We start from the raw sequence: 14,344 nt of genomic DNA on the forward strand, positions 1-14,344 counted from the left end.
GCCAGTTCGGCACGTTCCGTGGTGCTGCTCGGGCCAGCCGGCCTCAGGCGGATCGGTGCAGGGCGGCGCCGACGAAGGCGAGCTGGGCCGGGGCGACCGCGCGCCAGTAGGCCGGGGTGTGCCCGCCCGGGCCGAGGCTGTGTTCCTGCGGCCGCAGGTCCGCGACGGCCTGGCGGGAGACGGCGGCGAACGGGTCGGCGTCGCCGCAGTCGATCCGGTACGCCACCCCCGGCGCCGGCGCGGTTCCCAGGATCCGGTGCGCGGCGAAATCGGCGGCGGAGTCGAACGCGCCGGGGGCGCTGGCGCCGTAGCTGCGCCACATCGCCGGGCTGCTCGCCGCCGCCGCGACCACGAGGTCGGGATGGCGCCGGGCCAGCAGCAGCGCGCCGTAACCGCCCATCGACCAGCCCAGCGCCGCCATCCTGGCCGTGCGCAGGCCCGCCGCGGCCAGCCGGGGCCGGATCTCGTCGAGGATCATCGCCTCCGGGTCGTCGCCGGAGGCCCGCCGATGCCAGTAGGTCGTACCGCCGTCCACGGTCACCAGGACGAACGGTGCCACGCCCGCACCGATCGCGGCCGGCAGCAGGCTGCCGAGGCCCAGCAGGCCGACGGCGCGGCGTGCATCGTCACCCCGCCCGTGCAGCACGAGGCAAACGGGCAGGCCACGCCCGCCGCCCGCCGGGGCCACGGTGACCATGGTGACCGGCCGACGCCGGGCCGCACTGGTGAACGTCGTGGCGATCACCACGGCCGGGCCGGCGGCCGGCTCCGATGGTGCCGTGACCGGTGGTGCCGTGACCGGTGGCGCCGCGCCGCGTGCCGTGCTCTCGGCGCTGGCACGCCGGGCGGCGGAGGGCGACGTAGGGTCCGCCGCGCCGGGCCCGTGGGCGGTCGAGGAGTGGCCGACGCCACCGACGACGAGCCCGGCGGCGACGGCGCCGGCCGCCGCGACCGGTGCCGCGATCACGAGGGCCCGCCTGCTCGGTCGCATGGCGCCGATCATCCCATCTGGCCCGTGCGGGCCAGCCTGTGAGGCCGACGTGACCTACTCGCCGGCCCGCGCGTCGTGCACGCTGTGCACGCCGAATTCAGTGCATTCTTCGTCCGCTATGGGTCGCGTCACTCGGCGTCCCAGAGCCGTGTCGGTGAGGGACCGTAGTCGGGTGACCGATGATGACGACGACTGGGCCCCGCCGCCCGTGCCCTTCGGCGGCGGCGACCCGGCGGTGGCCGCCGCCGAGGCGCTGGCCGAGGCCGAGGCCGCGCTGCGAGCCGGCGCCTGGCAGCCGGACCCGGACGAGATCGACGCGGCCGTGACCATCCTGCACCGGATGGATCTGGCTCGCCGCAACCCCGACATTCCCCTGCGGCGCACCGTCCACCGCGCGCTGGACGAGACGTATCCGCAGCTCACCGTCTGGCGGGCCCGCCCGATGTACCTGTACGCGGCGGTGAAGACCGTCCAGTTGCTCGCCGCGGGCCCGCCGACCGGCGCGAACGCCGCGGCCGCCCAGGCCGCCTGGGAACGTCTCGGTGAGCTGTTGGGCGATATGACGGCGAACATCCAAGCCGGCCCCTGATCGGGTCGCCGGACCGGCGGCGGGCCCGGTTGCCACGTTGACGACGAATCGTCCCGCTCATAGCGTGTGAGCGTCGTCACCTATTGGAACGGGTGGGAGGTCGGTCGGGTGCGGAACCGCGTGGCGATCGTGACGGGTGGCGGGGGCGGCATCGGCGCGGAGGTGTCGGTGGAGCTCGCCCGGCGCGGCGCCACCGTCGTCGTGCTGGACAGCGGCGACGGCCTGCGCGGCGAGCCGCTGGGGGAGCGCAGCGCCGAGCGGACCGTCCGGCGCATCGAGGCGGCGGGCGGGCGTGCCGTCGCCGCGCCGATCTCCGTCACCGACGCCGACGCCGTGCGGGGGCTCGTCGAGGAGACGGTCGCCCGGTTCGGCTCGTTGGACATCGTCGTCAACGCGGCCGGGATCGTGCGCTTCCCCCGCATCGCCGACGCCGCCGCGGACGACTGGGCGGCGCTGCTCGGCGTGCACCTCGGCGGGTATCTCAACGTGCTGGCCGCCGCGCTGCCGCGGATGACGGCCGCCGGGTACGGCCGGATCGTGGGCGTCACCTCCGGCGTCGGGCTGGCGCGGACCTCGGTCGACGGCCCGGCCTACGGCAGCGCCAAGCGGGCCGTCGCCGCCCTGACCTGGCAGCTCGGCCCGGTCCTGCCCGCGGGGGTGGCGGTGAACGCGCTCTCGCCCATCGCCGCGACCCGGATGGTGACCGAGGGCCTCGTCGCCGCCGGCGCCGATCCGCGCGGCCTCGACCTGTCCGCGATGCCGCAGCCGGAGCACATGGCTCCCGCCGCCGTCCGGCTGGCGAGCGAGGAGTTCGGCTGGTGCCGCGGGCGGGTGCTGTTCTCCGCCGGTTCCGAGCTGTCCCTGATCGCGCCGCCGCGGCTGGTCGAGGCGGTGGCGACGGGCGGCGCGGGCGCGGCCGCCGCGCTGGGCGCGCTCGTGCGGCCGGTGCTGGCGCCGGCGCACGCGCAGCAGCGCTCGACCGGCGGCTCGAACCCACGCTCCGCCCCGCTCGCCGCCGCGCCTCCCGGTTCCGCCGCGCCTCCCGGTCCGGCGGGGCCAACCGGTTCCGCGGGGCCGGCTGGTTCGGCGGGGCCGGCTGGTTCGGCGGGGCCAACCGGTTCGGCGGGGCCGGGCGTGCGGGCGTGCCTCGTCGTCGGCGATGATCGCGCGCTCACCGACCAGCTCGCCGGCGCACTCGCCCCGTGGGGCTACACCACCGTCGCGGCGCCGGTCGGCGTCACCGGGACCGGTGACGCGGCCACCGGCTTCGCCGCCGCCGAGCAGGGCATCCGCCAGGCCGCGGCGACCACCGCCGCCGGGCTCGACGCCGTGGTGGTCATCCACGGCGTCGAGACGATCGGTGTCGGCGGGGAACCGGGCGTGGACTGGGCCGCCATCCTGGCCAGTCACGCGGGGACTGCAGCGACGATCCTCGGGCACGCCGCGTGGTCCCGCGCCGCCGCTCGGCATGCGGCGGCGACCGGACGGGCGCTGCGCGTCGTGCACGTCGTGCCCGCGCTGACCCCCGGCGGTCGCAGCGCCGCCCAGGCGGTCACCCAGCTCGCCCGCTCCGTCAACGACACCCCGATCACCCCGACCGGGCCGTCCGGTCTGACCGGTGCCGGCGGCCCGACCGCGGCCGACGGCTCGGGGGGCGGACTGCTGGAGTTCGCCGTCAGCGCGGAGAGCCCGTACCCGGCCGGCCGCGTCGGGCTCGTCGAACTGGTGGCGAGCCTCGTCGCCGCGCCGGACACGGCGTCGCTGGCCGGCGCCGAACTCGTCGTCCGACCCGGCTGGCTGGGCCTGCGCGCGCATCCGGCGCCGGCCGTCACCGCGTCGCTGGCCGGGGCGGAACCCGGCCCCTGGATCGACGACGTGCTGCGCGACGCCCTCGCACCGTTCGGCTGATCGCCCCGTCCCCGGGAGGCTGCTGTGGAACATCCGCAACGGGTCGTCGACGCCCACGTCCACCACTGGGATCCGGCGCGCACCGACTGGTACCCGTTCCTGGCCGCCGACGCCTCGCTCGCCGCCGTCGGCATGCCCGACGCCGACCGGATGCGCCGGCCGTTCGATCAGCCGATGTTTCTCGCCGAGGCGGGCCGCTGGAACGTCGAGGCGTACGTGCACGTGACCGCCGCCCCCGAGCACTTCGTGGCCGAGACCGCCGAGATCGCCCTCCTCGCCAAGGCCACCGGCCAGCCGCAGGCGATCATCGGCGGGGTCGACGGGCGGGGCGGCGCCGCCGGGCTCGTGGCGCAGCTCGACGCCCAGGCGGGCGCGCCGGGTTTCCGCGGCGTGCGCGCCAGCGCCGGTCTCGACCTCGACACCGACACCGGGCACGCCCTGCTCGGCGCGCTCCAGGACCGCGGCCTGGTCTACGACCTCGTCGTCCATCCGGACGGGATGCGGGCGGCCGCCGCGGCGCTCGCCGCGTTCCCGGACCTCACCGTCGTCGTCGAGCACACCGGCTGGCCGCTGGCGGAGGACCCGGAGCACGCCGAGGTATGGCGCGATGGCCTGGCCCGCCTGGCGGGGCTCGGCCCGCGGGTGCACCTCAAGCTGTCCGGGCTGGCGATGACGCTGCACCGCATCGACGTCGCGTCGTTCCGGCCGTGGGTGGCGCACAGCCTGGAGGTCTTCGGCACGGCTCGCTGCTTCTTCGCGTCGAACTTCCCCGTCGACGGCATGTTCGGCAGCTACGACGACCTGTACGGGACGTATGCGCGGCTCGTCGACGAGCTTGCCGCCCCGGCCCGCGACGGCCTGTTCGCCGCCAACGCCGCCCGGGTCTACCGCTGCTGAGCGGGACGGCGCCGGCCGCGGGCGGGCCTGCGGCGCGGCGCGCGTCCGGCGGTCAGTTCGAGGAGGCGGTGGGACGGTCGGCGAGCAGGTAGGTCGTGGCCGTGGCGGCGGCGGTGACGGTCAGGACGGAGGGCCAGGCTCCGAGCTTCTTCGCGAGCGGGTGGGCCGCCCCGAACGCCGCCGTGTACGTGCCGAGCAGCACGCCCGTCAGCACGGGACCGCGGGAGCGCAGCCAGCTGCGTCCGCAGACCGTACCGGCGACGGCGAGGACGACGCCGGCGAGTTCACGGCGCCCGCTGAGACGGGCGGCCGAATAGCCTCCGACGAGACCGGTCGCGACGACAGGTGCAGTGGGTACCGATGCCATACCCGGCACGCTACGCCGCCCCCGGGCACCCGCCGGGGGCCCAAGGTCGTGCCCGTCCGGGACCGGCGGCCCTGCCGCAGCGGCGCCTCGGCGGAAACCGCTGGCCGCGGGCGTCCCCGGCAGTCTGTCGCCGACGGGGTTCCCGGCGCGCCCGGCGATCCGCGTTGACGTTCGTCACGCCGGGGTGAGCGCTGACCCGCCCCCGCGCGGGGGCGGCGGTCGGGTGCCGCTGTGGTCGGGTGCCGAGACAGTCAGGTGCCGAGACGGTTGGTGGTGGTCGAGGTCGCCGCGGACGAGGTCAGCGTGCGCGGGCCGAGCAACTTGGCCATCAGGTGGCCGGCGACCGTCTCCGCCGGGTAGCGCGCCGGGTTGTCGGCGGACACGCAGGTCGGCAGGCACTCGACGACCGCGTCGTGGTTGCCCTCGTGGAAGAAGGCGATCGAGCGGCGCAGCGCCGGCCCACGCTCGGCGGCGGGCGGCGGCATGACCCGGTGCAGCGTCGAGCGCCACCGGTCGTTCGTCCACCGGGCGAGCAGGTCGCCGATGTTGACGATGAACGCCCCCGGCACCGGCCGCACCCCGTGCCACGCCCCGTCCGGGCCGAGGATCTCCAGGCCCGCCACGTCGTCGGCGAGCAGGATCGTGCAGGCGCCGTAGTCCGTGTGGGCGCCCATCCGGAGCTGGCCCGGCGCCGGGTCCGGCGCGCCGGGCTGGCGCAGGTACCGGTTGGCCCGCAGGACGTTCGGCGCCCGGCCGGTGCGGCCGGCGAAGTAGTCCTCGGGCAGGCCCAGCGCCTGGGCGAACGCGGACATCAGCGTCCCGGCGAGCCGGGCGAGCGCGTCGAAGTACGCGACGAACACCGCCCGCATCCGCTCCGGGCGGGCCGGCCACAGGTTGGCGGCGAACATCCGGTGCGCCTCGGCCTCGTAGTAGGCGTCGCCCGCCGGCCACGCGTCGACGCCGATGTTGAACGCCTCGAACATGTCCGGCAGCGCCGTCTCGGCACCCAGGCTGTAGGCGAGCGCCTCGCTGCCGTAAGGCGCGTAGCCACGGTTGACCTCCGGTCCCGGCGGCAGCAGGCGCCCCTTCTCCTCGACGGGCAGGTCGAAGAACTCCGAGGTGACGGCCATCATGTCGGCGATCAGCTCCGCAGGCACCCCGTGCCCGACGATCTGCGCGAACCCGATCGTCCGACACACCTCGTCCAGCCGCCGCGCCACCGCCCGCCGCTCGGCCGCCCGCCCTCCGGTCCCGGCGTCGGTCCCGGCGCCGGTCCACGCCGAGATGTCGACGACCGGCACAAGCCCGGCGCCCGCACCGACGGTCGGCCGGGCTCCGGGGGTCGGTTCCGCAGCGGAAGTCGGCCTGGCGGCCCCGGTCGGCTCCGTGTGCTGGGTTGGCTCCGTGTGCTGGGTCGGCATGTGGATCCCTCGACTCACCCGGCGGCTTCGACGTCAGCACGGTAGAACCCGCCCATTACGTCCACATGTCGCAGATCGTCGCTGGGCTCGGGGGGCGCGAGTGGCCTGGCGCGGTTCCGCGGAACACCGTCATCGTCGGAGTCGGAGCTGGGCCCCGGATGCTGGAGGCGCGGCCGGTTCCGCAGAGGACCATGATTGCGAGACCATCCTCATGGCCTACGAGCGTGCCGCATGGCCTACGAGCGTGGCGCCCCGGTCCGTGCGCGGGGAGCGACGGACCGGGGCGGCGCGGGCGGGGGCGGGGCGCCCGCGCGGGGGTCAGCGGCCGAGCGGCTCGGCGATCGGCTGGCCGAGAGCGGTGCCGAGAGCGGCGTCGAGGGCGGCGTGCCGGTGGTGCAGGCCGGGCTCGTTGCGGCCGAACACCAGCTCGGGGCGTACGCCGGTCGCCATGGTCCGCTGGATGTCGCTGGCCAGGACGTAGTCCTCGTCGCGGACGGTGCCGTGGGCGTATTCGAAGATCTCGTCCGCAGCCTTGCGGTTCGCCTCGTTGGTGAGGTCCATCGGGGTGGCGTTCTGGTGGTAGGTCACCGAGTGGCCCGGACCGCTGCCGGGGTAGACCCGGAACACCTCGCCGTTGGCCACGGTGCACGACAGGACGATGTTCGGGAACAGTGCGTAGATCACCACGAAGTTGTGCAGCGGTTCCCAGCTCTCCTCCGGCTGGTCGGCGAGATCTCCGATGTGGCGCATCGGGAACACCAGTCGGTGGTGCGGGCCGTACGAGTCGAACAGCGCGCAGTTGCTCCGGGTGAACAGGGCGAACGTGTCCTTGTGCACGGTCGCGAAATGATAGTTCTCCGCGAACGTGTCCAGCGCGAGCTTCCAGTTGATCGGGAAGTCGAGGGTCTTCTCGCCGATCGGCGCCCAGTTGCCGATGTCCCAGGAAGCGAGCTCCGGGCCGAGGTCGCCGAGGTGGGCGTCGATGTCGAGCGGCCCGGCGTCCGGCCGCAGGCCCACCCACAGGAAGCCGGAATGCTCGGCGGCGGGCAGCTCGGTGAGGCGGACGCCGCCCGCCATCGTGGTGGGGAAGCCCTCCCGGCCGGGGCCGCCGACGAAGCAGCCGCGGTTGTCGTACGTCCACGCGTGGTACGGGCAGACGAACCGCTCGGCCTCGCCGCAGCCCTGCGCAACCGGTGCCTGACGATGGGCGCACACATTCTGAAAGGCCCGCACAATGCCGTCCGATCCGCGGGTCAACAGCACGGGAACGTCCATGACGGTCTTCGTGCAGAAGCTTCCCGGGTTCGGCAGCTCGGACCGGTAGCCGACGAGCTGCGGCGAGTTCAGGACAAGTTCCCGCTCCTGCTCGAAGCGTTCCCGTTCCGTGTACACGGCCGCCGGTTGACGCCGCTCCTCGGGCGTCATGTCCGTTGTCTTGTCGGTGACGATTTTGAGCGCCCGTCGAGTCAGGTCGATGAGCTCGTTGCGGTCTATCGGATGCCTCCCTGATGCGGCGGACATGTCTTGGAGAACCCGCCATACCGGCGGCCAAGATCATATGTCCCGGTCGGAGGAAATCGTATGTGGCCGTCTTCAATGGCCGATGCTCCGGGATGAGTCTTAATTCCGACAGGAGTGGCTTTGTCGCATTCCGTAGTGAATCAAGGTCGGCCGCGAGATCGGTCGGCGTCATTCGTCGCCTCGATGTTGCCCAGAGTCACCGCCGGATCGTTGGGTGGCGGATCTGCGTAACCGGGCCGAGGTCGGGCAGGGCTGCCGAGAGCAGACCGCGGACCAGAACGGACGAGAGAGGAACATGATGATGACGAAGGACCTCGCGGGCACCCGCATCGCGTTCCTGGTGGCGCCCGAAGGCGTCGAGCAGGTGGAGCTCACCGAGCCCTGGGAGGCCGTCCGGGATGCCGGCGGCGAGCCGGTCCTCGTGTCGACCGCACCCGGGGAGATCCAGGCGTTCCACCACCTCGACCGGGGCGACCGCTTCGACGTCGACGAGACGGTCGACCAGTCCGACCCTGCCGCCTTCGACGCCCTGGTCCTGCCCGGCGGCGTCGCGAACCCGGACTTCCTGCGCTCGCGGCGCGACGCCGTCCAGTTCACTCGGGCCTTCTTCGACGCCGGCCGGCCGGTCGCGGTGATCTGCCATGGCCCGTGGACGCTCATCGACGCCGAGGTCGTGCGCGGCCGGCGGATCACGAGTTGGCCGAGCGTGCGCACCGACCTCGTCAACGCCGGCGCCCACTGGGTCGACGAGGAGGTCGTCATCGACACCGCGGAGGCGAACACGCTGATCAGCAGCCGGCGCCCGGATGATCTGAAGGCCTTCTGCGCGGCGATCGTGGACCATGTCCGCCCCGTTGGCCAGCAGCACTCCCGCCCGGCCGGCGCCGGCCTGTCCGACGCCGAGGCCGCGCGCGAGGTCGCCGGGCAGACGTCCGCCGACCGCCGGGCCGCCGACGTGTTCGCCCGAGAGGCGGGCGGCGCCGCCAGCGACACCGAGGCCGCCCGCACCACCGCCGACGAGCTGCGCTGACGCGGGGTGCGACGAGTACTGAGGGTGCGACGAGACGACGCGTTGGAGCCGCGGCTCGACGAATTGCTGACCGGCGCCGTCCCGCCGCGCGAGGCGCGGCGGGCCTGCTGCGCCGCCGCCCGCCCGGCCAAGCCCTGACGCGAGACCCCTACCAACGCGTCCATCCGGGCACCGTCGTCCCCGCCGCCTGGAAGGATTAGCGCCGGCAGGATCGTGCCGGCGAGCCGGCCGCCGCGGGGGTGACGTCACCAGGCGTCCCGCCCGCGGCCCGGGCCCGGCACCCGACGGAGGGGAGTAATCGATGGTCGACTTCAAGGGCGCGCTCGGCAAGCTCGGCGACCTGGCGGAGGAGCACGACGACAAGATCGACGCTGCTGTCGCCAAGCTCGGCGACGTGGTCGACGACCGCACCGACCACAAGCACACCGACCACATCGACCGCGCCGTCCGCGAGATCCAGGACCGCACCTGACCTCCCCCGCCGCCCCCGCCAGGGGGCGGCGGGCACCCGCGGCGGGACGCGGGTGCCGTTGCACGCCCGCCGAGCCGGTAGGAACACGGTCTCGAGGAGGAGTCGCCATGTCCGCCGCCGACGTCGTCCGCGCGGCGTTCGCCGCCTACCGGGCCCAGGATCGCGAGCGTGCCGCCGGGCTGCTCGCCCCCGGGTTCACCTTCACCAGCCCGCAGGACGACCATCTCGACCGCGACGCCTTCCTGCTGCGGTGCTTTCCGACGGCGGACCGGTTCGTCTCCCAGGAGATCCTGGCACTCGTCGAGGCGGGGGAGGGCGGCGTGTTCCTGCTCTACGCGTACGAGCTGCGCACCGGCGAACGGTTCCGCAACACCGAGTTCAGCACGGTGAGAGACGGCCAGCTTGTGCGTACGGAGGTCTTCTTCGGTGGCAGGGTCGGCTGACGGCGTGGCGGGCGGGTCCTGCCCGTTCATGATCGAGCGGCCCACGATGACGCAGCGGTGGGCGGAGCTCACATTCGTGCACTGGGCGTTCGAGCCGGCGGTGGTGTCGCGGCTGGTGCCCGCGCACCTGCGGGTCGAGGTCCTCGACGGCGCCGCCTGGGTGGGACTGGTGCCGTTCCGGATGCGGGTGGCGACCGCGGGCGGCCGGGGGTTCGGGCCGCTGACGACGTTCTGCGAGACGAACGTGCGGACCTACGTCGTCGACGCCGCGGGCCGGCCCGGAGTGTGGTTCCTCTCGCTGGACGCCGCGCGGCTCGGCGCCGTCGTCGTCGCCCGCACGCGGTTCCGGCTGCCGTACTTCTGGTCGTCGATGGCGCTGACCCGGGTCGGTGACGAGATCACCTACCGGTGCCGGCGGCGGGCCCCGCGGCCGGTGGCGGCGGAAAGCCGGATGCGGGTGCGCATCGGTGCGCCGTTCGCCGCCGCCGACCTCGGCCCGCGCGAGCACTTCCTGACCGCCCGCTGGCGGCTGTTCAGCGCCGCCGGCGGGCGGCGCCGTCATGCCCCGGTCTGGCACGAGCCGTGGCCGCTGCACCGCGCCGACCTGCTCGACGTCGACGATCACCTGCTCACCGCGGCCGGGCTGCCGCATCCCACCGGCGACCCGCTCGTGCACTACTCGCCGGGCGTCGACGTCCGGATCGGGGCGCAGCGACCGTAATGTTGGTTTCGCGCCCGCCGGCCGCGCACGGGGCCCGCGCACGGGGGCCGGGTGCCGAGCAAGGGCGGGCAGCGTGGACGTGGATGACGCCGGCGCGGACTACCGCGAGGTCTTCGAGGCGGCATCCCTGACACTCCCGTCCGGGCCCGATCGCATCCCGGAAGAGTCGCTCGAAACGGCGATCCTCGGGTCGCGCGGCGAGGCGCGGTTCCGCGGAACCGCCTGTGGTGCTTGCGCGGCGTGGGGGTCGGCGGGAGGCTGGTTTTGGAGAATGTCCCGTTCGGCGTGATTGTCTCATCCGCGGGCAGCCCTCGGGTCTCGCCCGAGGTGAGGGTCGACCGCCACGCCGCCCGGCCTGGCCTGAGGGGGTGCCAGCCGTGGCCGTCCCGTTCCAGGACGATCCGGACCGGCTGCGGGTTCGACTCGCTGCCTGGCTCGCCGCGCGTCCCGACGACGACGCGGAGACGGCGGGGGTGCGGTGGGAGCTCGGCGAGCCGACCGTGCCCTCGGGGCAGGGGTTCTCCGGGGAGCTGGTGTTGCTGCCGGCGTCCCGGATCGGTCCGGACGGGCGGCGGGTCTCCTTGCCGCTGGTCGTGCGGATGGCACCGCGGCGGTTTCGGCTCTACCCGTGGGACCGGTTCGCCGAACAGTGCCGCGTCGCCGAGATCCTGGCCCGCGACACCGACGTTCCGGTGCCGCCGGTGTACGGCCACGAGCTCGACCCTGAGGTGCTCGGCGCGCCGTTCGTGGTGCTCGGTCGGGTCGACGGCGACGTGCCCGCCGACCTCCCGCCCTACCACATGCAGGGCTTCATGATCGAGATGGCGCCGGCCACGCGGGCCAGGGTGTGGGACGCGGGCCTGGTCGCGATGGCCGGGATCCACCGGCTCGACCCGCAGCGGCTCGGGCTTGGCTTCGCCGGGCAGCCCGAGTACGGCCCGGTCGGGGCGGTCCAGCAGCTCGCCGCCTACGAGCGGCACCTGGAGTTCTTCGCCGTCGACGAGGCCGCCCGGGGCGTGGTGGACGACGCGCTGGCCTGGCTGCACGACCATCCGCCGGCCGAGCGCCATCCCGTCCGGCTGGTGTGGGGGGACGCCCGGATCGGGAACATGATCTTCCAGGGGGAGCGGGTCGCGGCCGTGCTCGACTGGGAGATGGTGTCGCTTGGCCAGCCCGAGACCGACCTCGGCTGGTTCCTGCACCTCGACCGCCACCTCGGCGAGGGCGTCGGGTTGGCCCGCCTGCCCGGCCTGCCGGACCGTGCGGCGACGGTGGCCCGCTACGCCGAGCTCCTCGGTCGGCCGATGGCGGACATGGACTACTACCTCCTGCTCGCCTCGCTGCGTCACACCCTGCTCGCGGCCCGGGTCACCAGGCTGATCCGCCAGTACGAGCTGCTGCCGCCCGACCGGGTGCCGCCGATCGACCAGTTCGCCGCCCGGCTGCTCGCCCGCGTGCTCGACGAGGCCCGCGCCGGCGTGGGCCCGGGGGCCGGCTGACGCCCGGTTTGGCAAGTCCAGATTTTGTCAGGCCAGCCTTATCAACCTAGCCTGATGAAATGCCCCCGCACCCTGATGACCTTCCTGATGCCCTCCCTGATGTCCGTCAGATCGCCGTCGCCCTGCGGCTGAGCGTCGGGATGCTCGTGCGCCGGCTGCGCCAGGCCCAGCCCACGGAGGAGCTGACGATGCCCGAGTCGGCGGCGCTGGCCCGCCTGGACCGGGGCGGTCCGGCCACGGCGGCGGCGCTCGCCCGGCTCGACCAGATCAGCCCGCAGGCCATGGGCGCCACCCTCGGCGCCCTGGAGGCCCGCGGCCTGGTCGAACGCCGCCGCGACCCGGCCGACGGCCGGCAGGTGATCCTCTCGCCGACCGAGGCGGGGCTCGCGGCGCTGCGCGACCGGCGCGACGCGCGCACCGAGCGGCTCGCCGGAGCTCTGTCGGCCGGGTTCACCCGGGCCGAACTGGACCAGCTCGCCGCGGCCGCGCCGCTGCTCGAACGCCTCGCAGAGCGCATCTGATGCCGGGGTCCGGCGCGAGAAAGGCCGGCGCGGGGACGTCCGGCGCTGAGGCGTCCGACGTCGGGACGTCCGGCGCGGGGAGGTCCGTCGCGGGGACGGCTGTCACGGCGGTGGGTGCGGACGGCAACTACCGGTGGGTGGTGCTGGCGAACACGACCGCGGCGGTGTTCATGTCCGCGCTCGACGGGTCGATCGTCCTCATCGCGTTGCCACCGATCTTCCGCGGCATCCATCTGGACCCGCTGGCCCCGGGCAACGTCGGCTACCTGCTCTGGATGATCATGGGCTACCGGCTCGTGCAGGCGGTGCTCGTCGTCGCCCTGGGCCGGCTCGGCGACCTGTTCGGCCGGGTCCGGATCTACAACGCCGGATTCGCGGTGTTCACGCTCGCCTCCGTCCTGCTGTCGTTCGACCCGTTCGACGCCGGCCGCGGGGCGCTGTGGCTGATCGGCTGGCGGGTGCTGCAGGCGGTCGGCGGCTCGATGCTCACGGCGAACTCGGCCGCGATCCTCACCGACGCCTTCCCCGCCGACCAGCGGGGCTTCGCGCTCGGCATCAACCAGGTCGCCTCGCTCGCCGGCCAGTTCGTCGGCCTCGTCGCCGGCGGCGTGCTCGCCGTGCTGGACTGGCGGGCGGTCTTCTGGGTGAACGTGCCCGTCGGGGTGTTCGGGACGGTGTGGGCGTACCGGCGGCTGCGCGAGACCTCCGCGGCGCGCGGCGGTCCCCGGCGCATCGACTGGTGGGGCAACATCACCTTCGCGGTCGGTCTCGCCGCCGTGCTCATCGCCGTCACCGAGGGCCTGCAGCCCTACCGCGGTCACCCGATGGGCTGGACCAATCCCACGGTCGTCGGCCTGCTCGTCGGGGGAGTGGCGCTGCTGGCCGTCTTCGTCGCCGTCGAGCGCCGGCATCCCGAGCCGATGTTCGCGCTCGGGCTGTTCCGGATCAGGGCGTTCGCCGCCGGCAACGTCGCCGGCCTCGCCGTCTCCGTCGCCCGCGGCGGCCTGCAGTTCATGCTCATCATCTGGTTGCAGGGGATCTGGCTGCCGCTGCACGGCTACGACTACGAGGACACGCCCCTGTGGGCCGGGATCTACCTGCTGCCGCTGACCGTCGGCATCCTCGTCGCCGGGCCGGTCTGCGGCTTCCTGTCCGACCGGTTCGGTGCCCGCGGCCTCGCCTCCGCCGGGATGGCCGTGTTCGCCGGCAGCTTCGTCGGCCTGATGCTGCTGCCCGTCGACTTTCCGTACTGGGCGTTCGCCCTGCTCATCGGGCTGAACGGGATCGGCGGCGGGATGTTCGCCGCCCCCAACTCATCGGCGATCATGGGCAGCGTGCCGACGGAACAGCGCGGCGCAGCCTCGGGGATGCGCGCGACGTTCCAGAACTCCGGCACCGCGCTGTCCATCGGCGTGTTCTTCTCGCTGATGATCGCGGGTCTCGCGGCCACCCTGCCGGACGCGCTGGACGGCGGCCTGCGCGCGCAGGGCGTGCCGGCGGGGGTCGCCCACGACGTCGCCGCGCTGCCGCCGGTGTCGTCGCTGTTCGCCACCGTCCTCGGCGTGAACCCGGTCGAGCACCTGCTGTCGGCCGGCGGCGGCCTGGCCGCGGTGCCGCCCGCGAACCGGGCGACGCTGACCGGCCGCGACTTCTTCCCCGAGCTGCTCGCCGGGCCCTTCCACCACGGGCTCGTCATCGTGTTCGCGGTCGCCGCCGGGCTCGGCGTGCTCGCCGGCCTCGCGTCGGTGCTGCGCGGGGCGTCGGTGCCGAGAGGCGCCACCCCCGCCCGCCCGGCCGGTCCGCCCGCGCCTATGGCGCCGCCGGACGGGGTAAAGATCGGGCGGCAGTCCGCGAGGATCACTGAGGAGGCGCCCGATGCGCACAGCGGTGACGACGCCGACGGGCAACGTCGGCCGGCACGCGGTGGCGATGCTGGTCCGGCCCGGCGTCCGTGATGACGGGTC

The 14,344-nt window shown here is 74.4% G+C and carries 14 protein-coding genes; 10 read left to right on the forward strand and 4 right to left on the reverse strand.

Annotated features, from left to right (window positions below):
- Positions 1–43: 43 nt before the first annotated feature.
- Positions 44–991 carry an alpha/beta hydrolase-fold protein gene (locus AC5R91_RS26770; protein ID WP_495394051.1) on the reverse strand — a complete coding sequence of 316 codons (948 nt, stop codon included), beginning with the start codon at positions 989–991 and terminating at the stop codon, positions 44–46.
- A 172-nt stretch (positions 992–1,163) separates the two neighbouring features.
- Here AC5R91_RS26770 and AC5R91_RS26775 point away from each other — a divergent pair, with 172 nt between their 5' ends.
- The 3 genes from AC5R91_RS26775 to AC5R91_RS26785 all read left to right on the forward strand — a co-directional run bounded on the left by AC5R91_RS26775 (position 1,164) and on the right by AC5R91_RS26785 (position 4,385).
- Positions 1,164–1,580, forward strand: coding sequence for a hypothetical protein (locus tag AC5R91_RS26775; protein ID WP_495394052.1), 417 nt, complete (start codon positions 1,164–1,166; stop codon positions 1,578–1,580).
- Between the two features lie 108 nt (positions 1,581–1,688).
- A complete protein-coding gene (locus tag AC5R91_RS26780) occupies positions 1,689–3,488 on the forward strand; it encodes an SDR family NAD(P)-dependent oxidoreductase (protein ID WP_495394053.1) in 1,800 nt (599 codons plus the stop codon).
- A gap of 24 nt (positions 3,489–3,512) precedes the next feature.
- The gene (locus tag AC5R91_RS26785) at positions 3,513–4,385 is read left to right on the forward strand and encodes an amidohydrolase family protein (RefSeq protein WP_495394054.1); all 873 of its coding nucleotides are present in this window, start codon (positions 3,513–3,515) and stop codon (positions 4,383–4,385) included.
- A 52-nt stretch (positions 4,386–4,437) separates the two neighbouring features.
- On the opposite strand, the gene AC5R91_RS26790 is transcribed toward AC5R91_RS26785, so the two are convergent.
- From AC5R91_RS26790 to AC5R91_RS26800, 3 genes are all read right to left on the reverse strand, one after another.
- Positions 4,438–4,752 (reverse strand): hypothetical protein, encoded by a 315-nt coding sequence (locus AC5R91_RS26790; RefSeq protein ID WP_495394055.1) that lies wholly within the window; start codon positions 4,750–4,752, stop codon positions 4,438–4,440.
- A gap of 251 nt (positions 4,753–5,003) precedes the next feature.
- The gene (locus AC5R91_RS26795) at positions 5,004–6,173 is read right to left on the reverse strand and encodes an isopenicillin N synthase family dioxygenase (protein WP_495394056.1); all 1,170 of its coding nucleotides are present in this window, start codon (positions 6,171–6,173) and stop codon (positions 5,004–5,006) included.
- 318 nt (positions 6,174–6,491) lie between these two features.
- On the reverse strand, positions 6,492–7,598 hold the full coding sequence (locus AC5R91_RS26800) for an aromatic ring-hydroxylating oxygenase subunit alpha (RefSeq protein WP_495398069.1): 1,107 nt from the start codon (positions 7,596–7,598) through the stop codon (positions 6,492–6,494).
- 310 nt (positions 7,599–7,908) lie between these two features.
- Here AC5R91_RS26800 and AC5R91_RS26805 point away from each other — a divergent pair, with 310 nt between their 5' ends.
- From AC5R91_RS26805 to AC5R91_RS26835, 7 genes are all read left to right on the forward strand, one after another.
- On the forward strand, positions 7,909–8,724 hold the full coding sequence (locus tag AC5R91_RS26805) for a type 1 glutamine amidotransferase domain-containing protein (protein WP_495394057.1): 816 nt from the start codon (positions 7,909–7,911) through the stop codon (positions 8,722–8,724).
- 301 nt (positions 8,725–9,025) lie between these two features.
- Positions 9,026–9,196: an antitoxin gene (locus AC5R91_RS26810; RefSeq protein WP_011606420.1), complete on the forward strand. Its 171-nt coding sequence runs from the start codon at positions 9,026–9,028 to the stop codon at positions 9,194–9,196.
- A 107-nt stretch (positions 9,197–9,303) separates the two neighbouring features.
- Complete coding sequence (locus tag AC5R91_RS26815; protein WP_495394058.1) at positions 9,304–9,639, forward strand: nuclear transport factor 2 family protein; 336 nt, start codon at positions 9,304–9,306, stop codon at positions 9,637–9,639.
- Complete coding sequence (locus AC5R91_RS26820; protein ID WP_495394059.1) at positions 9,623–10,360, forward strand: YqjF family protein; 738 nt, start codon at positions 9,623–9,625, stop codon at positions 10,358–10,360. Before AC5R91_RS26815 ends, AC5R91_RS26820 begins: the two co-directional genes overlap by 17 nt.
- Positions 10,361–10,737: 377 nt before the next feature.
- On the forward strand, positions 10,738–11,859 hold the full coding sequence (locus tag AC5R91_RS26825) for a phosphotransferase family protein (RefSeq protein ID WP_495394060.1): 1,122 nt from the start codon (positions 10,738–10,740) through the stop codon (positions 11,857–11,859).
- Between the two features lie 59 nt (positions 11,860–11,918).
- A complete protein-coding gene (locus AC5R91_RS26830) occupies positions 11,919–12,380 on the forward strand; it encodes a MarR family winged helix-turn-helix transcriptional regulator (RefSeq protein WP_495394061.1) in 462 nt (153 codons plus the stop codon).
- Positions 12,380–14,335, forward strand: coding sequence for an MFS transporter (locus AC5R91_RS26835; RefSeq protein ID WP_495394062.1), 1,956 nt, complete (start codon positions 12,380–12,382; stop codon positions 14,333–14,335). Before AC5R91_RS26830 ends, AC5R91_RS26835 begins: the two co-directional genes overlap by 1 nt.
- The last annotated feature ends 9 nt before the right edge of the window (positions 14,336–14,344 follow it).

Source organism: Frankia sp. BMG5.60, from assembly GCF_059428125.1.